The 21,147-nt window shown below is 68.6% G+C and carries 24 protein-coding genes; 13 read left to right on the top strand and 11 right to left on the bottom strand.

The window, feature by feature from the left end; translation table 11 throughout:
• Positions 1 to 6 precede the first annotated feature (6 nt).
• Together ACIOU8_RS15020 and ACIOU8_RS15015 are read right to left on the bottom strand one after the other, a co-directional pair.
• The gene (locus ACIOU8_RS15020) at positions 7 to 1,284 is read right to left on the bottom strand and encodes a hypothetical protein (protein ID WP_400791097.1); all 1,278 of its coding nucleotides are present in this window, start codon (positions 1,282 to 1,284) and stop codon (positions 7 to 9) included.
• Entirely contained in the window at positions 1,281 to 1,544 is a 264-nt protein-coding gene (locus ACIOU8_RS15015; RefSeq protein ID WP_400791095.1) for a hypothetical protein, read from the bottom strand. The genes ACIOU8_RS15020 and ACIOU8_RS15015 overlap by 4 nt, the downstream gene beginning before the upstream one ends.
• Positions 1,545 to 1,711: 167 nt before the next feature.
• Here ACIOU8_RS15015 and ACIOU8_RS15010 point away from each other — a divergent pair, with 167 nt between their 5' ends.
• Positions 1,712 to 2,251, top strand: coding sequence for a low molecular weight protein-tyrosine-phosphatase (locus ACIOU8_RS15010; RefSeq protein WP_400791092.1), 540 nt, complete (start codon positions 1,712 to 1,714; stop codon positions 2,249 to 2,251).
• On the top strand, positions 2,248 to 3,630 hold the full coding sequence (gene purB, locus ACIOU8_RS15005; RefSeq protein ID WP_400791335.1) for an adenylosuccinate lyase: 1,383 nt from the start codon (positions 2,248 to 2,250) through the stop codon (positions 3,628 to 3,630). Before ACIOU8_RS15010 ends, purB begins: the two co-directional genes overlap by 4 nt.
• A gap of 285 nt (positions 3,631 to 3,915) precedes the next feature.
• Here purB and ACIOU8_RS15000 read toward each other — a convergent pair whose 3' ends face one another.
• The 3 genes from ACIOU8_RS15000 to ACIOU8_RS14990 form a co-directional block, all read right to left on the bottom strand.
• Positions 3,916 to 5,349, bottom strand: coding sequence for an MFS transporter (locus ACIOU8_RS15000; protein WP_400791090.1), 1,434 nt, complete (start codon positions 5,347 to 5,349; stop codon positions 3,916 to 3,918).
• Positions 5,350 to 5,412: 63 nt separating this feature from the next.
• On the bottom strand, positions 5,413 to 5,766 hold the full coding sequence (locus ACIOU8_RS14995; protein WP_400791088.1) for a hypothetical protein: 354 nt from the start codon (positions 5,764 to 5,766) through the stop codon (positions 5,413 to 5,415).
• Positions 5,763 to 6,413, bottom strand: a complete 651-nt coding sequence (locus ACIOU8_RS14990; RefSeq protein WP_400791085.1) for an acyl-CoA synthetase — start codon at positions 6,411 to 6,413, stop codon at positions 5,763 to 5,765. The genes ACIOU8_RS14995 and ACIOU8_RS14990 overlap by 4 nt, the downstream gene beginning before the upstream one ends.
• 304 nt (positions 6,414 to 6,717) lie before the next feature.
• Between ACIOU8_RS14990 and ACIOU8_RS14985 the strand changes: the two genes are divergently transcribed.
• The gene (locus ACIOU8_RS14985) at positions 6,718 to 7,626 is read left to right on the top strand and encodes a hypothetical protein (protein ID WP_400791083.1); all 909 of its coding nucleotides are present in this window, start codon (positions 6,718 to 6,720) and stop codon (positions 7,624 to 7,626) included.
• Positions 7,627 to 7,673: 47 nt separating this feature from the next.
• Here the strand turns inward: ACIOU8_RS14985 and ACIOU8_RS14980 are convergent, their stop codons facing one another.
• Positions 7,674 to 8,510, bottom strand: coding sequence for a sulfurtransferase (locus ACIOU8_RS14980; protein WP_400791080.1), 837 nt, complete (start codon positions 8,508 to 8,510; stop codon positions 7,674 to 7,676).
• Between the two features lie 101 nt (positions 8,511 to 8,611).
• Between ACIOU8_RS14980 and ribA the strand changes: the two genes are divergently transcribed.
• From ribA to ACIOU8_RS14965, 3 genes are all read left to right on the top strand, one after another.
• The gene (gene ribA, locus ACIOU8_RS14975) at positions 8,612 to 9,271 is read left to right on the top strand and encodes a GTP cyclohydrolase II (RefSeq protein ID WP_400791077.1); all 660 of its coding nucleotides are present in this window, start codon (positions 8,612 to 8,614) and stop codon (positions 9,269 to 9,271) included.
• A gap of 14 nt (positions 9,272 to 9,285) precedes the next feature.
• A complete protein-coding gene (locus ACIOU8_RS14970) occupies positions 9,286 to 9,744 on the top strand; it encodes a MarR family winged helix-turn-helix transcriptional regulator (protein WP_400791073.1) in 459 nt (152 codons plus the stop codon).
• A gap of 96 nt (positions 9,745 to 9,840) precedes the next feature.
• Entirely contained in the window at positions 9,841 to 10,206 is a 366-nt protein-coding gene (locus ACIOU8_RS14965; protein ID WP_400791070.1) for a helix-turn-helix domain-containing protein, read from the top strand.
• Positions 10,207 to 10,345: 139 nt separating this feature from the next.
• On the opposite strand, the gene ACIOU8_RS14960 is transcribed toward ACIOU8_RS14965, so the two are convergent.
• Positions 10,346 to 10,939, bottom strand: coding sequence for a ClpP family protease (locus tag ACIOU8_RS14960; protein WP_400791068.1), 594 nt, complete (start codon positions 10,937 to 10,939; stop codon positions 10,346 to 10,348).
• Complete coding sequence (locus tag ACIOU8_RS14955) at positions 10,936 to 11,550, bottom strand: ClpP family protease (protein WP_400791065.1); 615 nt, start codon at positions 11,548 to 11,550, stop codon at positions 10,936 to 10,938. The genes ACIOU8_RS14960 and ACIOU8_RS14955 overlap by 4 nt, the downstream gene beginning before the upstream one ends.
• Before the next feature lie 154 nt (positions 11,551 to 11,704).
• On the opposite strand from ACIOU8_RS14955, the gene ACIOU8_RS14950 reads away from it, so the two are divergent.
• Complete coding sequence (locus ACIOU8_RS14950; RefSeq protein WP_400791062.1) at positions 11,705 to 12,172, top strand: acyl-CoA thioesterase; 468 nt, start codon at positions 11,705 to 11,707, stop codon at positions 12,170 to 12,172.
• On the opposite strand, the gene ACIOU8_RS14945 is transcribed toward ACIOU8_RS14950, so the two are convergent.
• Complete coding sequence (locus ACIOU8_RS14945; protein ID WP_400791059.1) at positions 12,169 to 13,395, bottom strand: trans-sulfuration enzyme family protein; 1,227 nt, start codon at positions 13,393 to 13,395, stop codon at positions 12,169 to 12,171. The genes ACIOU8_RS14950 and ACIOU8_RS14945 overlap by 4 nt on opposite strands.
• 114 nt (positions 13,396 to 13,509) lie before the next feature.
• Between ACIOU8_RS14945 and ACIOU8_RS14940 the strand changes: the two genes are divergently transcribed.
• Entirely contained in the window at positions 13,510 to 13,977 is a 468-nt protein-coding gene (locus tag ACIOU8_RS14940; RefSeq protein ID WP_400791056.1) for an Lrp/AsnC family transcriptional regulator, read from the top strand.
• 49 nt (positions 13,978 to 14,026) lie between these two features.
• Positions 14,027 to 15,736, top strand: a complete 1,710-nt coding sequence (locus tag ACIOU8_RS14935; protein ID WP_400791053.1) for an AMP-binding protein — start codon at positions 14,027 to 14,029, stop codon at positions 15,734 to 15,736.
• A 7-nt stretch (positions 15,737 to 15,743) separates the two neighbouring features.
• On the opposite strand, the gene ACIOU8_RS14930 is transcribed toward ACIOU8_RS14935, so the two are convergent.
• Positions 15,744 to 16,139 (bottom strand): hypothetical protein, encoded by a 396-nt coding sequence (locus ACIOU8_RS14930; RefSeq protein ID WP_400791050.1) that lies wholly within the window; start codon positions 16,137 to 16,139, stop codon positions 15,744 to 15,746.
• A 119-nt stretch (positions 16,140 to 16,258) separates the two neighbouring features.
• Positions 16,259 to 17,737 (bottom strand): MATE family efflux transporter, encoded by a 1,479-nt coding sequence (locus ACIOU8_RS14925; protein WP_400791047.1) that lies wholly within the window; start codon positions 17,735 to 17,737, stop codon positions 16,259 to 16,261.
• 140 nt (positions 17,738 to 17,877) lie between these two features.
• Here ACIOU8_RS14925 and ACIOU8_RS14920 point away from each other — a divergent pair, with 140 nt between their 5' ends.
• The 4 genes from ACIOU8_RS14920 to ACIOU8_RS14905 all read left to right on the top strand — a co-directional run bounded on the left by ACIOU8_RS14920 (position 17,878) and on the right by ACIOU8_RS14905 (position 21,103).
• Positions 17,878 to 18,531, top strand: coding sequence for an IMPACT family protein (locus ACIOU8_RS14920; RefSeq protein ID WP_400791045.1), 654 nt, complete (start codon positions 17,878 to 17,880; stop codon positions 18,529 to 18,531).
• A 74-nt stretch (positions 18,532 to 18,605) separates the two neighbouring features.
• Positions 18,606 to 19,535 (top strand): DnaJ domain-containing protein, encoded by a 930-nt coding sequence (locus tag ACIOU8_RS14915; protein ID WP_400791042.1) that lies wholly within the window; start codon positions 18,606 to 18,608, stop codon positions 19,533 to 19,535.
• A 69-nt stretch (positions 19,536 to 19,604) separates the two neighbouring features.
• A complete protein-coding gene (locus ACIOU8_RS14910) occupies positions 19,605 to 20,261 on the top strand; it encodes a histidine phosphatase family protein (protein ID WP_400791332.1) in 657 nt (218 codons plus the stop codon).
• Positions 20,262 to 20,680: 419 nt separating this feature from the next.
• Positions 20,681 to 21,103, top strand: coding sequence for a Fur family transcriptional regulator (locus ACIOU8_RS14905; protein ID WP_400791039.1), 423 nt, complete (start codon positions 20,681 to 20,683; stop codon positions 21,101 to 21,103).
• Positions 21,104 to 21,147 lie beyond the last annotated feature (44 nt).

The raw sequence follows: 21,147 nt of genomic DNA, 5'->3' as shown, positions 1-21,147 counted from the left end.
CATGGGTCATTCGACGCGCTCGGCCTGATACTCGGTGCGCTCGATGACCTCGGCAGCGTCGAGCTCTCTCCAGAACTCGTCCATCGCGTCCATCCGAGGGTCGCTCAGATCATCGGCGGTCTTCGCGGTGTCGATGTAGGTGTCCAGGTGGTGCGCGTCGACCGCGAGGTCGCCGACCGTGTCGAGCGGGGTCCCTTCGGCCAACAGGGTGACGCTGTCGTCTGAGCCGGTCCCCTCGGGCGATCCTCCACCGGCCAGGCCGGAGACCGGGTCGTCGGAATGGCGCACCTGGATGATGGTCTGGTCGTCGTCGAGCGTCGGCTCCACGGGACTCCCCGCGGTGATCTGCACCTGGACGTCGAACTCGCTCTCCATCGAGAGGTGCGCGGCGACCATTCCCGATTGTGAGTGGGCGACGACATCGACCTCGTCGCCGGGCTGCGCTCCGGCCGCCTGGAGTGCCTCGATCGTCGACTGATACGACGCCGATCTCTGCCCTGTGTAGAGCTGGACGTTGGACTTCGAGTCCCATGGCTCCTTTCCTCCCCACCCGACGCTCTGCGTTCCCTTCAGATAGGCGACGAACTTCGTGCGGCCATCGGCGAACGAGTACTTCTCGACAGCGATCTGCGCTCCCGAGGTGCGCGGCATGCGCCCGAGAGCTCCCGCGAGACCTGAGGGCGCTCCGGCGGGCGTCGACGTCTTCACCGGGGCGACCGACACGGCGTCGGCCTTGCCCGCGAGAGTCTCGCCGGGGCGCACCTTGCCGAGTCCCGACACGGCTCCCAGCGTCGCCACGGTCACGAACAGCTGGTCGTAGAGTCCTGGCGTCACGACGTTGCCCGTGAGCCCGTCGAAGCGCCTGCCCCGCCACTGGGCGATGAGGTCATCTGCGAGCGGTGCGATCCGCTCATCCGCCGCGGCGAGCCGATCAGCCCGCCTCATCAGCTGTTGCGCCGTGCTCGGATCCGTCTGCGCGAGCATCTCGGCCTCGGCTCTCAGCTCGACGTACTCGTAGGCATCGGCCATGAGCAGGGTGGAGCTGGCGGTCTCCTGGCAATCCGCGTGCAGACGAGCCACCTGCTGCCCCGACGACCACAACCCCACGGTGTCGACGTGCGCGCTGAAACCCGGAGTGTCGACGATGATCCGATGGGCGCGCACGATCGCGGAGTGCGCATCGTCATAGCGTGAGGCGACGGCGTCCAGGCGTCGAGCTGCATCCCGCAGCGCGTCGGGGTCGACCGAGATGGCACCGCCGTGGTCGATCGTCAGCCCGGTCACGAGGCGTCGATCCGCTCGGCCTCGGACTCTCGGCTGCGCATCTCGGAGGCCTCAGGGCGTGTTCTCCGTCGGAGATCCTCGAGCGCGTCCTGCATCGCGCGCACCCCGTCGGAGTGCCAGTCGGTGTCGGCGGTGAGCACGGCGAGCGAGGCGCGCACGTCGTCGAGCGCCTCCACTGCTGTGCGGAGCGCGGCCAGGGCCTGAGCCCTGGCCCAGGCGGTGTCGGCCGCGCCGGTCTGCGCGAGTGCGAAGGAGTACATGCGCCCAGCATCCGTGATCTGCGCCGCGCGCCGAGCGCTGGAGGCCCGCGTTCACAGGCATCGTGGGGAGTTCGCGACATCGCGCGCGCCGTGCAGAACGGGTGCACCACGCCTTGCCCGGGACGCCCGGCATCGCGCGATCGCTCTCCGACCGGCAGAATAGGACGGTGACATCCCCGGATCCCTTCCGCGTGATCTTCGTGTGCACGGGGAACATCTGCCGCTCTCCGATGGCAGAGGTGGTGTTCCGCGATCTCGCGGAACGACAGGGCCTCGGCTCGCGGATCGTCTCTCGGAGCGCCGGCACGGGCGACTGGCATCTGGGCGAACGGGCCGACCATCGCACGATCGATTCGCTCACCCGCCGCGGCTACGACGGCTCGCAGCATCGCGCGAAGCAGTTCACCTTCGCCTCCTTCTCGGAGAACGATCTGGTCGTCGCTCTCGACCGCACGCACGAGCGCATCCTGCGCGAATGGGCACACGATGAAGACGAAGAGGGCAAGGTCACCCTGCTGCTCACATTCGACCCCGATGCCCAGAGCCAGGACGTGCCCGACCCTTACTACGCCGGCGCCGAGATGTTCGATTCGGTGCTCGGTATGATTGAGACCGCGACTCGCGGGCTGTTCCGCCAGCTCGAGCCGGCTCTTCGCCAGCCCCGCACGCCCCGCACTCCCGGGGCCCGATCAGGAGGACTCCCCTGACTTTCCAGCCTTCGCTCCCGCCCCAGCCCCTGAGCCCCCTCGACGGTCGCTACCGCGGCGCCGTCACGGGCCTCGCCGACTTCCTCTCGGAGGCAGGTCTGAACCGCGCCAGGGTCGAGGTCGAGGTGGAGTGGCTGATCGCCCTCACCGACCGCTCGCTCTTCGAGACGAACCCGCTGTCGGATGCCGACAAGGAGCGCCTGCGCGCCCTGTACCGCGACTTCGGCCAGGCCGAGATCGACTGGCTCGCCGAGAAGGAAGCCGTCACGCAGCACGACGTCAAGGCCATCGAGTATCTCGTGCGCGACCGCCTGTCGACGCTCGGCCTCGACGGCATCGCCGAGCTCACGCACTTCGCCTGCACGAGCGAGGACATCAACTCGGCCTCCTACGCGCTCACCGTGAAGCGCGCGGTCGAAGAGGTCTGGCTCCCCGCGCTCGACGTCGTGATCGCCAAGCTCCGCGAACTGGCAGCAGAGCACGCGGATGCCGCGATGCTCTCCCGCACCCACGGACAGCCGGCCACCCCGTCGACCATGGGCAAGGAGATCGCCGTCTTCGCCTGGCGTCTCGAGCGTGTGCGCGCTCAGATCGCGGCATCCGACTATCTCGCGAAGTTCTCGGGCGCGACCGGCACCTGGTCGGCTCATCTCTCGGCAGACCCCGACGCCGACTGGCCCACGATCTCGCGTGAGTACATCGAGGGCCTGGGTCTCGGCTTCAACCTGCTGACCACGCAGATCGAGTCGCACGACTGGCAGGTCGAGCTCTATGACCGGGTGCGTCACGCCGGCGGCATCCTGCACAACCTCGCGACCGACATCTGGACGTACATCTCGCTCGGCTACTTCGCGCAGATCCCCGTCGCCGGTGCGACCGGGTCGTCGACCATGCCGCACAAGATCAACCCGATCCGGTTCGAGAACGCCGAGGCGAACCTCGAGATCTCGGGCGCCCTGCTGGCATCGCTCGGTCAGACACTCGTGACCAGCCGCCTGCAGCGCGACCTCACCGACTCGACCACGCAGCGCAACATCGGCGTCGCCTTCGGCCACTCGCTGCTCGCGATCGACAACCTGCGCCGCGGGCTGAACGCCATCTCGCTGTCGCGCGATGTGCTGCTCGCCGACCTCGACGTGAACTGGGAGGTTCTCGCCGAGGCGATCCAGACCGTCATCCGCGCCGAGGTCGTCGCCGGTCGCTCGTCGATCACCGACCCCTACGCGCTGCTCAAGGAGCTCACCCGTGGGCACCGTGTCGGCGCTGCCGACCTGGCCGAGTTCGTCGAGGGACTCGAGATCGGCGATGCCGCCAAGCAGCGTCTGCTCGCGCTGACCCCCGCGTCGTACACGGGCATCGCCGAGCAGCTCGCGAAGTAGCAGTCGCGCACGCTCCGTGCGTGGTCGAAATCGCACCGCTCGCTCCGTGCGTGGTCAAAAAAGAACCGCAATCGGGCGAATCGGATGCGTTATTGACCCCGCAGCCCGCTGGGCGTGAGGCATCCGGCGCGCGACGAGAACGCATCCGCGCACGCTCCGTGCGGGGTCGAAATCGCACCGCACGCTCCGTGCGTGGTCGAAAAAGCACCGCTATCGGGCGAATCGGATGCGTTATTGACCCCGCACCGAATCAAGCAGGAAACCGCTAGCGCAACCGCGGAAACGCTACGGGCGCGGCTCTCCGGAGTGCGCGCCGGCGGGGTCGCGCGGCATGAACGCCGCAGCGATCAGGGTCAGTACGGCGACCACGGCCGCGGCGATGAACACCCAGACGGATGCGGAGATGATGGTGGTCGGATCATCAGGACCCCCGCCCTGCGCGATCACCGAGTTCGAGATCGCGCCGAACACGGCGACTCCCAGCGCGCTGCCGGCCGACCGGGCGAAGGCGTTCATGCCGGTGACGGCACCGCGCTCCCCCCACCCGACCGAGGCCTGAGCAGCGATCAGCGTCGGGGCGGCGCTCCACCCCAGGCCGAATCCGAGGACGAATGCGACGGCCGCGATCGAGAACGGGTGGGGCCAGGGAGAGACCAGCGCGAGGGCGACGGCCGCGACAGCCGTGATCGACATGCCCGTGAGCGCGGTGCGCCGGAACCCGATCCGCATGTACAGCCGACCCGCATTCGCGGCGGCGAGCGGCCAGCCGAGGGTGAGCGCCGCGACCGCCAGCCCCGACAGCAGCGGCGCGATGCCGATGGACCCCTCGAGATAGGCGGGCGCGAAGCTCGTCACTCCGGTCATCAGCGCGCCGATGCCCAGCGAGACGATCGTGGTCGTGAGGATCAGCGGCCTCGCGGCCAGGCGCAGGTCGACGATCGGCTCGGCGGCGCGACGCTCGACGAGGCCGAAAGCCACGAGCGCGGCCGCACCCAGCCCGAAGCAGACGGCGCTGGGAATCGAGAGCCAGGCCCAGGCATTGCCGCCCTCGAGCATGCCCAGGATCAGACCGGTGAGTCCGACGGTCAGGAGCGCGGCCCCTGCATAGTCGATGCGATGCTGTTGCGTCTGCTTCTCTTCGTGATACCGCCGCAGCAGCATCCATCCCGCGATCAGACACAGCGGGATGTTGACCCAGAAGATCCACCGCCACGCGTCGAGCTGGGCGAAGATGCCGCCGAGAGCAGGGCCGACGACCGACGAGATCGCCCAGACGGATGCGATGTACCCCTGCACCTTGGCACGCTCGGCGACCGTGTAGATGTCGCCCACGATCGTCATCGACATGGGGGCGACGGCACCGGCGCCGAGACCCTGGATGATGCGGAAGACGATCAGTGCCGTCATGCTCCAGGCGAACCCCGAGAGCACGGAACCGAGCAGGAAGAGTGCGATTCCGAGCAGGATGATCGGCTTGCGCCCGACGGTGTCCGCGAAGCGCGAGTAGATCGGCACGCTGACCGCCTGTGCGAGCAGATACACCGAGAAGAGCCAGGGGAACTGCTGATAGCTGCCCAGGTCGCGCACGATGCTCGGCACCGCGGTCGCGAGGATCGTCGCATCGATCGCGATCAGGCCGGTGGCGAGCATGAGCGCCCCGAGCACGGGGCCTCGTTCCGACCTGAGTCCGATGGAGGAGCGGTCGATCGAGGCAGTCACTACAGGGACAAGCCGTCGATGCCCTGGGCTATTCCGGTCGGATCGCAGAAACCCGGGATCATGTCAGGAGGAGGACGTGTGCCCCGGCTTGTCGGAGTCGGTCTCGTCTGACGTCTCGGGGTCGAAGAGCACGGGGCGGTCGACCGTCTTGGTGACGTCGGCGGGGTCGACCACGAGGATCAGCATCGCGAGGAACAGCAGCGTGACGATGAACGCGCCGCCGCCCACCACGAGACCGAGCGCGATCGGAGTGAGACCGTCGTAGGTGCCGCTGGCGATCGCGTTGTTGACGCGGGCGGTGAACGCGCCCGTCGATACGAGCGTCACCACGGCGGCGAAGATGCCGCAGCCGAGGGCGATGCCCAGCAGATGCAGAGGGCGCAGGATGTCACGCCGGGTGGGCTTGTCGTCGCTCATCGCTCTCCTCCGTGCCCGGCAGGGGCGGGGTCGTTCTCGTCCACGCGACCCTCGGCGACCGCATCCGCTCGCTTCGGGGTGAGGCCGGCGATGCCGAGGAAGACGGCGACGACCGCCGCGTATCCGCCGAACATGCCGACGCCGAGAATGATGCCGGTCAGCTCGAACGCTCCCGCTCCGTCGATCGCGTAGGGCTGCACGAATCCGGCGGGGATCGCGATCAGCAGCACGGCGAGCAGCAGTCCGAATGCGCCAAGGGTGATCGAGTCGCGTGCGTTCGCCTCCCGGGCCCTGCGTGCGCGCAGACCGACGACGAGCTCGAGGATGCCGGTCGTGACCGACCAGGCGATCACGACGACGAAGAAGAGGTCTTCGGTTCGCCAGGCGGGCACACCCGCGGTCATGCCAGCGGCGAAGCTCAGCAGGGCGAAGACGACGGAGGGCCAGCGCCGGCCGGCGGGATAGACGAGCCAGGTGGCGACGATCATCACGAGTCCGGTCGTGAGCACGAACCCGCTGAAGACGGAGAGACCGACGGCCGCCGAGTGATCGGGCGAGAAGGTGATCATCACGGCTGCGGCGGCGGCGAAGAGCGCGCGCAGCAGCTGAACGTGACGCACGGTGAACGCGCGGGCAGGGGCAGACATGAAGATCGAAAGTCCTCCGGGGGTGTTGCCCCCAGTCTACGCGGGGGCGCTGAGTGGGCGCCGACACCGGAGAGGTGTTCGCGGGGCCCGATGGATCTCCCCAGATCGATCATCAGGCCCCGCGACAGAACGCAGCGACGGGGGCGACACTGCGTCGAGCCGAGTGGTCGCGAGGTCGGGCACCCTGCTCACGACTGCTCAGCCGATAGACCCCAGAAATAGCACCTCGTCCCCTACGCGATGCCAGTGTGGTCGTAAGCTCACTCTAGAACTCGATTCTTCACATACCGGAGGGGGTGCTGTGATGAGTATGGAAAGTGGCATCCGCCGATATGCCGATGTATTCGCGGCGTCCTTCCGTGATGCGATCAATGCACGTGGATTGACTCTCGCCCGGCTGCACCAGCAGCTGCGCGCCCGGGGGAACAGCGTGTCGATGGCGACGCTCAGCTACTGGCGCTCCGGCGCGCGCCGCCCCGAAGGTGCGCAGTCGATGGCCGCGCTCGCGGAGATCGAGCACCTTCTGCACCTCGAACCCGGCACGCTCACCGATCTGCTCGGCACGACGAACCGCACCGGACCCCTCGGACCCAACCTGTTCCCCCTCGACGAGCAGGAACTCGAAGAGGCCGTCAAAGAGGCGTTCGCCGCACTCGGCGCCGAGTACCCCGACACCTCGCGTGAACTCACGACGCACTCCGTGACGGATGTGGATGCCGCCGGCAACGTGTCGTACTCGATCACGCGCAGCATCGTGCAGTCGACCGTCGGCACGGTCGCGTCGATCCCGTTCCTGGAGATGACGCCGGGCATCAGCACCCCCGCACCCATGATCGAGGCGGTGTCCGGAGGCCACATCGCCGCGCGATACTCGCACCCCAACGGCGAGGTGCACGGAGTGCTGTTCGAGCTGGAGGTGCCGCTGACCGCGCCGAGCACCGCGATGGTCGAATGGTCGGTCGCCTACCCGCCCGACTATCCGCCGCAGCGCGAGACGGGGCACGCCGTCGCCCGGCAGACGAGGGAGCTCCTGGTGTGGACCCGGTTCCATCCCGACGCACTGCCCGATCGCATCGAAGAGCGCCTCGAGACCCCGGATGGCGCGAAGACGGCACCGCTGTCGCTCGAAGGACGTACGTCCGTGCATCAGGTGCGACGCGCGTTCGGCCCGGGGCTGCTCGGCATCGCCTGGAGCTACTCGGACGGGCGCTGACCTCAGTCGCCCGCCCCCCAGGCGCCTGACCGCTCGGCCCTGACCACTCAGCCCGGCTGATCGCCGACGGCGACCGGGCGGCCTGGCGTGTTCGACCACTGGCTCCACGAGCCGGGGAAGACCTTCGCCTCGATGCCGATCTCGTCGAGCACAAGAGCGGTGTGCGCCGCCGTGATGCCCGAGCCGCAATAGGCCGCGACAGGTGTGCCCTCGGTGACGCCGACGGCTGCGAAGGTCGCCTGAAGGGTGTGCGTGTCGAGGATCCGGCCCTCGGCATCGAGATGAGCGGCCATCGGAACGTTGAGCGCTCCGGGGATGTGCCCGGCGACGGGATCGAGAGGCTCGTGCTCTCCGCGATAGCGATCGGACGCGCGCACGTCGAGCAGCACACCGGTGTCGGCGAACGAGGCGGCCTCGTCGATCGAGATCGCGTCGCCGCCGATCTCGTCGAGGACGACATCGCCCGGCTCCGCCTGCACGTCGTCGCCTGCGACCGGGAAGCCGGCGTCCGTCCAGGCGCGGATGCCGCCGTCGAGCACGCGCACATCGACTCCGCCCTGGCGCAGCAGCCACCAGGCTCGTGATGCGCTGACTCCCTTCGCATCGTCGTAGGCGACCACGACATCGCCCTGGTTGACGCCCCATCGGCGCGCGGCCTCCTGAAGGGTCCGGGTGGAGGGCAGCGGATGACGACCCTCAGACGGCTCTCCATGGGTGGCGAGCTCGGTCGCGAGCGGCACGAAGACCGACCCGGGGATGTGCGCTGAGAGGTAGTCGGCACGGCCGTCCGGCCGATCGAGTCGCCACCGCACGTCGATCACCCGGACGGGTGTCTCGGACTTCAGCAGCTCGTTCAGTTCGGCGGCGCTCACGAAATTGCTCATGAGGCGAGGCTATCGAGACGCCGATCGACGCGCGCGCTCGGGAGGTTCTGAGTGAATTCCTTTCACGGGAATAGACTCCGGCATCCGGCGTTTCACCTCACATGATTGAAACTTCAACCGTCGTTCCGGTCGCCTCCGAGCGCACGCGGGTGCGGGTGCCGATGCGATTCGCCGACGGGTTTGCCACCGCGGCCGATGTCGTCACGTTCGACGGTCTGATCGACGGCCGAGAGCACCTGCTGCTCGGGCTCGGCGACTGGAGGGCGGCCATGGAGCGTGCGGCCGACGGCGGCGACGCACCCCTCGTGCGCCCGCACAGCGAATGCCTGACCGGCGATGTCTTCGGCTCCGAGCGCTGCGACTGCGGCCCGCAGCTGCGCGAGGCCGTCGAGCGCATCGCGGAGGACGGCGGGTTCCTGCTCTACCTGCGCCAGGAAGGTCGGGGCATCGGCCTCTACGCCAAGCTCGACGCGTACGCGCTGCAGGACGCCGGCCTGGACACGTACGAGGCGAACGTGGCACTCGGTCGCGGTGAGGACGAGCGCGACTACACGATGGCCGCGCAGATGCTGCGGGCGGTCGGTGTCGACAGCATCCGCCTGCTGAGCAACAACCCCGACAAGGCGGCGCAGCTCGAGGCCCTCGGCATCCGCGTCACCGAGCAGGTGCGCACCGGCGTGCACCTCTCGGACGCGAACCACCGCTATCTCGAGGCCAAGCGCGACCACACCTCGCACACGCTCGATCTTTCCGCAGCGTGAGCGAAACGACAGTCATGAGCGATCGGCGGCTCGACGACGACGAGATGCAGACGTGGCTGCCGACCATCCGCTTCGTGCAGCTGCTGCCGCAGGTGCTCGACCGCACCCTCAAGGCGCACACAGGGCTCAAGCACTCGCACTACGCGATCCTCGTGACGTTGGCGGGCCAGGATGACCGCGCTGTCCCGATGACCGAGCTCGCGCAGATCGCCGGACTCAGCCGCTCACGCCTCAGTCACGCGATCGACTCGCTCGAGGAGCACGGCTGGGTGACTCGCACCTCATGCAGCACCGACAAGCGCACGCTGACCGCGGCGCTGACGGATGCCGGTCGCGAGCTGCTCCGCGCAGCGGCCCCCGTTCATGTGGCGCAGATCCGCGAATTGATCCTCGATCCCCTGACCGCCGACGAACGGGAACAGCTCGGCACGATCGCCGCCAAACTTCTCCCCGGCGTCGCCGCAGCGCTCTAGCGGCACTCGTACTGACATCCAGCGACGTTGCACACGAGCTTTCTGCTCTGAGCAGAACCGCTCGAATCGTGCGCTGACCGCGGTTTATCGTGAGGCATGGCCGACCTCGTCCCGTTCCCCCGCGCACCTCGCCCCGATCGACCGGCTCGCCCCCGCCCGGCTGACCCGGAGCCCCTGTGGCGCCAGATGGTCGGCGATCAACTGCGTCGCCGACGGCACGACCGCGACGAGACGTTGACCGAGACCGCCGGGAACGCCGGAGTCTCGCCCCAGTACCTCTCTGAGGTCGAACGAGGTCTCAAAGAACCGTCGAGCGAGATGATCGCCGCCATCGCAGGAGCCCTCGACACCTCGCTGATCGAGCTGACGAGCGCCGTGGCCGACGAGCTGCGTCAGGTGACGACTGCTCCGGCATCCGCTGCGGTGTCTGTCACCCGCGGGGCCTTCGCCCTCGCCGCCTGACGGCGTGCGTCCTCGTCCTCCCAACCGACTGCAGGACCACGGCACGGATGCAGGACCAGAACGGCCGAATCATCCCGCATCCGTGCTTCGATCCTGCAGACGGCCCGGGCTCAGACGGCCCGGAACAGACGGCCCGGGCTCAGACCGCACGCTCCCCCAGGACGGTGTCGATCAACCCGTAGTCCACCGCGGCGGATGCCGTGAAGACGCGGTCCCGATCGGTGTCGGCGCGCAGCTCGCTCAGCGAGCGCCCGCTGTGCCTGGCGAGAATCTCCTCCATGTCTGACCGCACGCGCACGACCTCGTCGGCCGCGAGGATCAGGTCGGGGATCGCGCCGCGCGACTGCCCGGCTGGCTGATGCAGCACGATGCGGGCGTGCGCCAACGCTGCTCGCTGCCCCGGCGTCCCAGCAGCGACCAGCAGTGCGGCTGGTCCGATCGCCTGCCCCACGCAGGTCGTCGCGATCGACGGGCGGATGTGCTGCATCGTGTCGTAGATCGCGAGCGCCGCCCCTGGGTCGCCGCCTTCACTGTTGATGTAGAACTGCACGCCCGCGTCCTGACTGTCGGCGTCGAGATGCAGCAACTGCGCGATGAGCGCGTTGGCCACCCCGGCGTCGATGCCTGTGCCGAGATAGATGACCCGCTCGGCGAGCAGATGCGAATAGACGTCCATCACGCGTTCGCCCCGAGGATGCTGCGCGATGACGTTCGGGATCGTGTAGCCGCTCATGCGCTCGCCCCCAGTCCGACTCGGGCCCGTCGACGCGGCATGAGGTCGGCGAGCGAGTCGACGATCTCGTCGATGAAGCCGTAGTCCTTCGCCTGCCCCGCGGTGTACCAGCGGTCGTGCAGCGAGTCGTCGAAGATGCGATCCACGGGCTGCCCGGTGTCGGCGGCGATCAACCCGAGCACCGTGTCGCGCATATGCCGCAGGTCGTCGGCCTGGGTCTCGAGCTCGCCCGCCGAGCCGCCGATTCCGGCCGACCCCTGATGCATGAGGATGCGTGCGTGCGGCAGCGCCCTGCGCTTGCCCTTCGTTCCGGCAGACAGCAGGAACTGCCCGGCACTGCAGGCGAGGCCCAGCGCGAGCGTCGACACGTCGTTCGGCACCATCGTCATGAGGTCGCGGATCGCGAGCATCGACGGCACCGAGCCGCCGGGCGAATGGATCCACAGGGCGATGTCGGTCGTCGGATCCTCGGCCGAGAGAGTGAGCAGCTGCGTCATGAGCAGCGTGCCGTTGTCGTCGTCGAGGGCACCGTCGAGCACGAGGACGCGCTCGTGGAACAGCGCCCTTCTGGCCTCGGGACCGAATTGCGGGATGGGGTTGTCTTCGCTCATGGCCCCAGCATCCGTCGCCGAGGATGTGCGCGGGGCGGTATCCGCTCGAGGCAGATCCGCTCGAGGCAGATCCGCCTGAGGCAGACCGGCCGGGCGACCTGCACGGATGTGCACACGTAACACCCCCGACTCACGACGCTCTTACCCTCGAAGCATGGCGAAGAACAAGACACCCGAGTGGCAGTGGTCCGAAGACGGCATCAACTTCCGCACCCGCAAATGGGTGAAGCCGGAGGACCTCAACGCGAACGGATCACTGTTCGGAGGCAGCCTGCTGAAGTGGATCGACGAGGAGGCCGCGATCTACGCGATCGTGCAGCTCGGCAACTACCGCGCCGTGACCAAGCACATCTCGGAGATCAACTTCGAGGCCTCGGCCGTGCAGGGCGACCTGATCGAGATCGGCCTGCAGGCCACGCACTTCGGCACCACGTCGCTCACGATGCGCGCGGTCGCCCGCAACATGATCACCCGCAAACGCATCCTCACGATCGAGAAGATCGTGTTCGTGAGCCTCGATGAAGACGGCTCGCCCACCCCGCACGGATACGACGAGATCACCTACAACCGCGATCGGATGCCGACCGAGCGCATCGCCACCGGCACGATCCGTCTGCCCTAGGATCTGGCCAGCGGCTCCGCGGGCATCGAGGCGACGGGCGTGCCTGCCCGCGACAGTGCGGCGAACGCCTGCGCGAGGTCGGCGATCAGGTCGTCGACGTTCTCGAGGCCGATCGACAGTCGCAGCACATCCGCGTCGGGGCGCGCCTCTGCAGGCACGGGCCGGTGCGTGAGTGCGGCCGGATGCTGGATCAGCGAATCGACGCCACCCAGCGACACGGCGTGCGTGAACAGCACCGTCGACGAGGTGACAGCGGATGCCGCGGCATACCCGCCCTGCATCCGCATCGCGACCATGGCCCCGGTGCCGCGCATCTGGCGCTGGATGATGCCCTCCGGGTCGTCGTCGAGTCCGGGGTAGAACACCTCGGCGACCTCCGGCCGGTCGATCAGCCACTGCACGATGCGGCGAGCGCTCTCCTGCTGTGCCCGGATGCGCACCGGAAGGGTCGTGAGTCCGCGGTGCAGCAGGTAGGCGCCGAGGGGGTGCAGCAGACCTCCCGTCACTGCGCGCACCCGGCGGAGAGCCTCGGCGGTCGACTCGCTGCAGGCCACCACGCCCGCGATCACGTCGCCGTGCCCGCCGAGGTACTTCGTGGCGCTGTGCAGCGACATCGCCGCGCCGTGGTCGAGGGGGTTCTGCAGCACGGGTGTCGCGAAGGTGTTGTCGACGACGACCGGCACGCCTCCGGCCTGCGCCACCACTGCGGCGATGTCGGCGAGGTCGAGCGTCGGGTTCGCGGGGGTCTCGAGCACGACGAGACCTGTGTCCGGGCGGATCGACGCGGCGACCTCCGACGGATGGCAGTACGTCGTCTCGACACCCAGCAGGCCCGAGCCGAGCAGGTGATCTGTGCCGCCGTAGAGGGGGCGCACCGCCACGACGTGGTTCTTCCCCACCGCGGGGCCGTGCGCGAGGATCACCGCGGTCATCGCCGCCATGCCCGATGCGAAGGCGACGGCCGCCTCGGCGTGCTCGAGCTCGGCGAGGGCGTCTTCGAACCTCGCCACGGTGGGATTCCAGAGTCGCGCGTAGACCATGCTGCCGTCGGCGGGCGGACGCCCACCCCTCGCCATCGCCTCGTACGAGTCGCCACCGCGCTCGATGTCGGGCAGCGGGTTGGTCGTCGACAGGTCGATCGGCAGCGCGTGGACCCCGAGCCCCTCGAGATCGGATCGGCCGCTGTGCACGGCGACGGTGTCTGGATGCAACGGTGCAGTCATGCCTGCCACGTTGCCCGAATCACGGTAGATGTGCAGAACTTCGACAGCATCCGTCGCGTTCTGTGCCGTTCTCGATATTCTGAGCAAGGAGACGACCACAAGGGGGTGCGGGCATTGGCGAAAGCACAACTCGACGAGGTCGATCTCGAGATCCTCGCCGTGCTCACCCGCGACGCCGAGGTCACGAACAAGGCGCTCGCGCACGGGCTCGGCCTTGCGGAGTCCACGTGCGCCCATCGCGTGCGCGCACTGCGTGAGCGCGGGATCATCCGCGACACCCGCATCCGGGTCGACGGCGCGGCTCTCGGCCTGCCCCTGCAGGCGATCATCAAAGTGCGCCTCGCGAACCACACGGGCCCCAAGGTCACGGCGCTCTTCGACGCACTCGCGAGCATCCCCCGGGTGCTGCAGGTGTTCCACGTCGCGGGCGTCGACGACTTCCTCGTGCACGTCGCCGTGCAGGATGCCACGGCTCTGCGCGACATCGTGCTCGAGCACATCACGATTCACCCCGTCGTCCGCGGCACCGAGACGCAGCTGGTGTTCGAACTCCGCGACGGCGCCGGTCTGCTCGCGCGCTGAGCGGATCGTGGGCGAGGATGGACTGGTCCGTCGAGCAAGGGAGCCCCGAATGAGCCGAAGCGCCACCGCAGCCACGACCGCGATCAGAGAGATGCGCGATTTCCTCTTCGCGAACGCGACGGACTACGCGGCGACGCGCGAAGGGTTCGTCTGGCCATCGCCCACCGAGTTCAACTTCGCGCTCGAGTGGTTCGACGTGATCGCGAGCGAGACGCCCGACCGCCCTGCCGTGCAGATCGTGTCGGCCGATCTCAGTCTCGAGTCGTGGAGCTACGGAGAGCTGTCGGCCCGCTCGGACCAGGTCGCGGCCTGGCTGACCGGCCTCGGCATCCGACGAGGCGACCACGTCATCGTGATGCTCGGCAACACCATCGAGCTGTGGGAGGTGATGCTCGCCATCACCAAGATCGGCGCGGTGTCGATCCCGACGTCGACCCTGCTCTCGGCATCCGATCTCGCCTACCGCGTCGAGCACGGCCGGGCCCGCGCGATCGTCACGCTCGGCAGCCTCGCCGAGCGCATCGCCCACATCGACGCCGACGTGCGGCGCATCGGCGTGGGCGAGGGCATCCCGCCCGAGTGGACGCGCTTCGACGACTCATCCGCCGCGCCGACGATCTTCGAGCCGGAGGCAGCCACCCCCGCCGAGGACACGGCCCTGCTCTACTTCACGAGCGGCACGACCAACCGCCCCAAGCTCGTGCAGCACACGCACGTCTCGTACCCCATCGGCCACCTGTCGACCATGTGGTGGCTGGGCGTGCGACCCGATGACGTGCACCTGAACATCTCGTCACCCGGGTGGGCGAAGCATGCGTGGTCGAGCTTCTACTCGCCGTTCCTCGCCGAGGCGACGGTCTTCGTCTACAACTACGACCGGTTCGACGCGAACACCCTGATGCAGGTCATGGACACACACCACGTCTCGACGTTCTGCGCGCCGCCGACAGTGTGGCGGATGCTGATCCAGGCCGACCTCGCGCGGCTGACCCACCCTCCGCGCGAGCTCGTGGGGGCCGGCGAGCCGCTGAACCCCGAGGTCATCGACCGGGTCCGCGAGGCGTGGGGCGGCACGATCCGCGACGGCTTCGGCCAGACCGAGATGACGGCCTGTGTGGGCAACTCCCCCGGTCAGATCGTCAAGGTCGGATCCATGGGGCGCCCGCTGCCCGGGTACCCGGTCGTGCTGCTCGACCCCGCCACCGGAGAGATCGCCGAGCACGAGGGCGAGATCGCGCTCGACCTGGCCCACCCCCCAGTCGGGCTGATGGCCGGGTACTATGACGATCCCGAGAAGACCGCCGAGTCTCGCGTCGGCGGCTACCACCACACCGGTGACATCGCTCAGCGGGATGCCGACGGGTATCTGACCTACATCGGCCGGGCAGACGACGTGTTCAAAGCCTCCGACTACAAGATCTCACCGTTCGAGCTCGAGTCGGTGCTGCTGGAGCACGACCTCGTGATCGAGGCGGCGGTGATCCCGAGCCCCGACCCGACCCGGCTCGCGGTTCCGAAGGCCTATGTGTGCCTGCGCCCCGACGCGGTCGGCACCGAAGCCGACTCCGCCCGGTCGATCTTCGCCTACGCGCACGACCGGCTGTCGTCGCATCTGTGGGTGCGGATCATCGAGTTCGTTCCCGAGCTGCCCAAGACGATCTCGGGCAAGATCCGCCGCGTCGAGCTGCGAGCCAGAGAGGCCGAGCGGGTGACCTCAGGCGACGAGGCCGCCCAGCATCGCGATCGCGACTACCGCTGACGGGCTCTCAACCTGCCAGTGCGGGCTGACTGCCCGTGCTCGGCGTCGCCGTCGAGCCGCGCGGCACGGCCACCGGATCCGGCGCGTCGATGAGTGCCTGGACGCGCGCTGCGCGGGCGGCTTCGCGTGCCGGCTCACCGGTGCTCACGATGCCGCGACCCACGGCTCCGATCACCAGCATCGCGACGAGCGCCGCGCCGGAGATCAGCAGCGGAGTCCACTGATTCGCGAACGATGCCGTGGAGCTGAGCATCGCGCTCGGAATCCACAGACCCACCGCTCCGCCGGCGAGACCCGCCGCTCCGCGCATGATCGCGATTCCCGCGATGAGCGCACACAGCGCTGCGAGCACAGCACCCGCCACTCCGATCGGCACCAGAATCGATGCCAGTTCGCTTGCCACCCTTGACGATGTCATCACGACCCCCCGGTCTGCGGAATCTCCGCACTACCAACACTACGAAGTGTCGGCATGCTGGACATCCATCTCAAGGATGATGTTCTGCAACCGTGACGCGCTGTTCAGCGGCGCGTCAACCGCGAGAACCGCGAGGTCTTGACCACTCGCACCGGCTGAGTGACGACCGCATCGACGACCATCGACCCGTCCGTCGGCCCGATGATCGCCATCGCCGACGTCTCGGTGGCCTCGATCGGGTCGACGGGCATGCGGGCCAGCGACCGGTGAGCGCGCACATAGGCCGGCACCAGCAGCACGATCGCGCCGAGCCAGGCGAGAGGGTTGCTGAGTGCGACGCCCTCGAAGCCGATCATCGCGCCGAGCACGATGGCGGCGCCCACGCGCATCACCAGCTCGATCACCCCCGTGACGGTGGGCACGAGAGTGTGGCCGAGGCCCTGCAGTGCCCCGCGGAGCACGAACAGCACGCCGAGCGCCCAGTATCCGCATCCGTTGATGATCAGCATGAGATGCGCGAGGTCGACGACCTCATCCGCTGCAGCACCCTCGCCGACGAACAGCCGCACCAGGGGTGCGCCGAACGCGATGATGACGGCTCCGAGCGCGATGCCGGCGGCGATCGCCATCCAGGTGCCCTCGACAACACCCCGGCGGATGCGGTCGGGGCGACGCCCGCCCAGGTTCTGCGCCGTGTACATCGACGAGGCGAGACCCAGCGACGAGAGGAACGCCACGGCGAGACCGTCGACGCGGGACGCCGTCGTGTAGGCGGCGACGGCATCCGAGCCGAGTGTGTTCAGCGCCACCTGCACGACGAGCGTGCCGATCGCGATGATCGACGCCTGGAAGCCCATGGGCAGGCCGAGGCGCAGGTGCTCCCTGACGTCGTCACGGGTGACGCGCCAGTCTGCCCGACGCAGGTGCAGCATCGGCAGCCGGCGGCGCACGAACTCGAGGCACAGCGCGACCGACACGGCCTGGGCGACCACGGTCGCGAGGGCCGCGCCGCCCACGCCCCAGGCGAGCGGACCGACCATGAGGATCACGAGGCCGACGTTGAGCGCACACGACACCGTGAGGAAGATCAGGGGCGTGCGCGAATCGCCGATCGCGCGGATGATCGCCGAGAGGTAGTTGAAGAACATCGTCGCGCTGGCGCCGATGAAACTGATCTGCGTGAAGACCGTCGCCTCGGCCATGAGCTCCGGCGGCGTCTGCAGCAGGGCGAGCGTCGGTGCCGCGATCAGCGGCGCGACGATCGTGAGCACCACGCTCGTGATGCCGGTCAGGATCACACCCGTCGCGACGGAGCGGCGCACCGCCGCGCCGTCACCCGCGCCGAAGGCCTGCGCGATGGGGATCGCGAAACCGCTCGTCAGGCCCCAGGCGAAGCCGATCAGCAGGAACAGCAGGCTGCCTGTCGCGCCGACGGCGGCGAGAGACTCGACGCCGAGGTGCCGGCCGACGACGACGGCATCGGCGAACTGGTACATCTGCTGCACGACGTTGCCGAGCAGAAGGGGGATCGAGAACGAGAGGATGACACGCCACGGGCGGCCCGTGGTGAGAGAGGTGGCCATGAGAGGAGCGGCTCGCAGAACTGGGGGATGATCGGGGGTCGAACCAGGATATCGAATCGATTCGGTTTACTGCCATCCCCTACAACGCGCAGCAGATGTCGATCGTCGAGTGCGCGCGTGCGCTGGGTAGTCTGAGGCCGATGATCTCGTCCCGCAGCTACCCGGCCACGATCGCCGCACCCGTGGAGCACGAACTCGTCATCAAGAAGTCGCGCTTCATCGCGCGCGTCGAGCCGGTCGCCTCCGTCGAGGAGGCGGATGCCGTGATCGCACGGATCCGCAAGCAGTGGTGGGACGCGCGGCACAACTGCACCGCGATGATCACCGGTCTGCTCGGTGATCAGGCACGCTCGTCGGATGACGGCGAGCCGTCCGGCACCGCCGGGGTGCCGATGCTCGAGGTGCTGCGGCGGCGCGAGTTGACCGACGTCGTCGCCGTCGTGACCCGCTACTTCGGCGGCGTGAAGCTCGGTGCCGGTGGGCTCGTGCGCGCCTACTCCTCAGCCGTCTCGGAGACCCTGGATCTCGCATCCCTCGTGCATCGGCAGTCCCTCACGCAGGTGACGATCGACGTCGCGCACGCGGATGCCGGGCGGTACGACAACCTCCTGCGGGAGTGGGTGCTCCATCACGGAGCGACGCTCGGCGATCCGCGGTACGGGGGCCTCGCGACATTCGAGGTGTGGGCGCCCGCGCAGGAGCTCGACCGACTCGCCGATGACATCGCGGCGGCATCCGCCGGTTCTGTGGTGCCGGTGATCGGTGCGGAGCGCGTTGTGGACGTGTCAGCCTGACCGCGGCCGACGTGCCCGGCTGATCCACAACAGCATCCGGATATTCTGGATGCCGCGATCTCGGAAGGAGAGCGATGTTCGACAGCCCGCTCTCGGCTTCTGCCTACGAGATCCTCGATGTGGACCCGGCCGTCGACGACGACGAGCTGCGGCGCGCCTACCGTCGTCGCCTGCGCCAGACCCACCCGGACACGGGTGGTGACGCCGCCGTATTCATCCAGGTGCAGCGGGCGTGGGAGCTGATCGGCACCCCCGAGGGCCGCGCGGCCTATGACCGCCGCTCCGGTGCGCACCCCGGCATCCCCGCAGAACCGGAGTGGAACGGCTGGCGACCGCAGTCGGCCGCCCGCGCCGACACGCGCCCCCGGGCACGGTCGTACGGCCACCCCGGCGGGTGGCGCCGTGAGCGCTACCTTTCGCTGATCCGCGAGTGGGCCGGCCGCGGAGTCGAGGTCCCCGACCCCTATGACCCCGCGCTCGTGCGCTCGGCCCCGCGCGACCTGCGGCGTCTGCTCGCGGATGCCCTCGCCGAAGAGGAGACCGCCCGCACCGTGAGCGCCCTCGGCATGGGGTTCACGGTCTGGCACGATGTCGCCACAGGATCGGATGCCGACGACAAGCTCGACCATGTGGTGCTCAGCCCGTCCGGCCTGTACGGCATCATGTCGGAGGACTTCGGCGGAGTCGTCGGCTTCCGACGGGGCGAGATCACCGGCCCGAGCCTCGGCACCCGCGCACCCGTCACCTCGGCGCTCTCCCGCATGCGCACCGTCGCGAAGGCCGCCCGCGTGAAGTTCGGCGGACTCATCATGGTGCTCCCCGACGACGATCTGGCGCAGGCCGTCACCCCGCTCGGCAGCAGCCGCGGCGTGCCCGTCGTGGTCGTACGTCGCAGCGCGCTCTCGATGGTCCTGCGACAGGGAGTCCCCGGCGCGCGTGCCATCGGCGGCAACGAGCTGTTCGACGTGCGCACGCGACTGCAGCAGACCGTCACCTTCGTCTGAGGTCGATCCCGGCCGATCACGCAGCGACCGGGGGCCTCGACGTCGGGCTACGGTTGCGGTGTGCCTGCGATCCCCGTGTACGACCAGCTGCCCGACCGTCCCGCGCCCGACAACCCGCAGGGGAAGCTCGTGCTGCTGCGCCATGGCGAGACCGAGTGGTCGAGAGCCGGCCTGCACACGGGATTGACGGACATCCCGCTGACGGCACGGGGCGAGGATCTCGCGCGCGGCGCCGGACAGCTGGTCGCCGACTACGACTTCTCGCTCGTGCTGTCCTCGCCGCTCGAACGTGCCCGGCGCACGGCAGAGCTCGCCGGCCTGAACGCCGAGATCGATCCGCTGCTCGTCGAGTGGGACTACGGCGGATACGAGGGCCGCACGACGAAGGACATCCGCGAGGAGCTCGGCTACGACTGGAGCGCATTCACCCACGGGGTGATCCGCGGCGCGACTCCGGGAGAGACCGTCGAAGAGGTCGCGGCCCGCGCATCCCGCGTGCTCACCCGGGTCCTACCGGCCCTGACCGAGGGCGACGTGGCGCTGGTCGCGCACGGGCACTTCCTCCGCATCCTCACCGCCGTCTATCTACGCCTCGCTCCTCGCTTCGGGGCTCAGATCACGCTGGACGCCGGATCGGTGTCGGTGCTGAGTTTCTACCGCGAGCAGCCGGCGATCCTGACCTGGAACTACGGCCTCGAACTGCCGCTCGAGCCGTCGGAGTCGTGACACCTGATCCCGGCGAGGTCCGCGTAGTGGTCGTCATCATGCCGGAGTGGGGAAGCTCGCAACGGGTGGTGGGTATATTCTCACCCTCTTTATCGAGGGACCTACAGGCACGTATCCGCTCGTGGAATGACGAGTGGCAGTTCACGCTCAACCCTCAGAAGACGATCCACTGGCCCGACCCCGAGATCGGGCGCCAGTGGATAACGGAAGGGAACGCTCTTGTCGAGGCGATCCAGACAGAGCTCGGGTCGAGATTCCGCGTCGTCGGCGGGTTCGCTGACTACGCCCCAGAGCCCTAGGCGCACCGTCGCCGCGCGTCTCGTAGACATCACTTCACGCTACGGGTGCGCATGCAGGATGCAACCGGCGGCCGACACGCCGTTCTTTTGAATTACTCAAAGAAACGGTAGAGTCGAGGCATGGAGACACCACTCGACTCGGCACTTCGCGGTGCCGGGCTGCGTGCGACCGCGGGCCGCGTCGCCGTTCTCGAGGCCTTGGAATCCATGGCCCACACGGATGCGGAGCGGGTCTTCCGTGCCGTCTCCGACGTGCTTCCGACGACGTCGATCCAGTCGGTGCACAACATCCTCGCGGACCTGACGACGGCGGGTCTGATCCGTCGGATCGAACCGGCAGGTTCCGCGGCGCTCTACGAACGGCGCATCGACGACAACCATCACCACATCGTGTGCACCCAGTGCGGTGCCATCGGCGATGTGGACTGCGTCGTCGGCGAAGCGCCGTGCCTCACCCCGTCTTCGGCGGGGGGATTCACCGTCCAGACAGCCGAAGTGACCTTCTGGGGCCTGTGCCCCAGTTGCCAGAACGCCGCGCAATAGCATCCGACGTCCGATCCCGGGCACCCGGGGCCATCGTCGTTCCT

This window comes from Microbacterium sp. NPDC087589, assembly GCF_044743635.1.
GTDB lineage: Bacteria > Actinomycetota > Actinomycetes > Actinomycetales > Microbacteriaceae > Microbacterium.
This window is presented reverse-complemented; position numbering and strand designations above follow the sequence as displayed.

What these genes read in the sequence shown, in the direction of transcription:
- ACIOU8_RS15015 (WP_400791095.1), bottom strand. Translation starts at nt 1,544, where the DNA reads ATGTACTCCTTCGCACTCGCGCAGACCGGCGCGGCCGACACCGCCTGG.
- ACIOU8_RS14995 (WP_400791088.1), bottom strand. Translation starts at nt 5,766, where the DNA reads ATGAGCGACGACAAGCCCACCCGGCGTGACATCCTGCGCCCTCTGCAT.
- ACIOU8_RS14990 (WP_400791085.1), bottom strand. Translation starts at nt 6,413, where the DNA reads ATGTCTGCCCCTGCCCGCGCGTTCACCGTGCGTCACGTTCAGCTGCTG.
- ACIOU8_RS14985 (WP_400791083.1), top strand. Translation starts at nt 6,718, where the DNA reads ATGAGTATGGAAAGTGGCATCCGCCGATATGCCGATGTATTCGCGGCG.
- ACIOU8_RS14980 (WP_400791080.1), bottom strand. Translation starts at nt 8,510, where the DNA reads ATGAGCAATTTCGTGAGCGCCGCCGAACTGAACGAGCTGCTGAAGTCC.
- ribA (WP_400791077.1), top strand. Translation starts at nt 8,612, where the DNA reads ATGATTGAAACTTCAACCGTCGTTCCGGTCGCCTCCGAGCGCACGCGG.
- ACIOU8_RS14970 (WP_400791073.1), top strand. Translation starts at nt 9,286, where the DNA reads ATGAGCGATCGGCGGCTCGACGACGACGAGATGCAGACGTGGCTGCCG.
- ACIOU8_RS14965 (WP_400791070.1), top strand. Translation starts at nt 9,841, where the DNA reads ATGGCCGACCTCGTCCCGTTCCCCCGCGCACCTCGCCCCGATCGACCG.
- ACIOU8_RS14960 (WP_400791068.1), bottom strand. Translation starts at nt 10,939, where the DNA reads ATGAGCGGCTACACGATCCCGAACGTCATCGCGCAGCATCCTCGGGGC.
- ACIOU8_RS14955 (WP_400791065.1), bottom strand. Translation starts at nt 11,550, where the DNA reads ATGAGCGAAGACAACCCCATCCCGCAATTCGGTCCCGAGGCCAGAAGG.
- ACIOU8_RS14950 (WP_400791062.1), top strand. Translation starts at nt 11,705, where the DNA reads ATGGCGAAGAACAAGACACCCGAGTGGCAGTGGTCCGAAGACGGCATC.
- ACIOU8_RS14945 (WP_400791059.1), bottom strand. Translation starts at nt 13,395, where the DNA reads ATGACTGCACCGTTGCATCCAGACACCGTCGCCGTGCACAGCGGCCGA.
- ACIOU8_RS14935 (WP_400791053.1), top strand. Translation starts at nt 14,027, where the DNA reads ATGAGCCGAAGCGCCACCGCAGCCACGACCGCGATCAGAGAGATGCGC.
- ACIOU8_RS14925 (WP_400791047.1), bottom strand. Translation starts at nt 17,737, where the DNA reads ATGGCCACCTCTCTCACCACGGGCCGCCCGTGGCGTGTCATCCTCTCG.
- ACIOU8_RS14920 (WP_400791045.1), top strand. Translation starts at nt 17,878, where the DNA reads ATGATCTCGTCCCGCAGCTACCCGGCCACGATCGCCGCACCCGTGGAG.
- ACIOU8_RS14915 (WP_400791042.1), top strand. Translation starts at nt 18,606, where the DNA reads ATGTTCGACAGCCCGCTCTCGGCTTCTGCCTACGAGATCCTCGATGTG.
- ACIOU8_RS14905 (WP_400791039.1), top strand. Translation starts at nt 20,681, where the DNA reads ATGGAGACACCACTCGACTCGGCACTTCGCGGTGCCGGGCTGCGTGCG.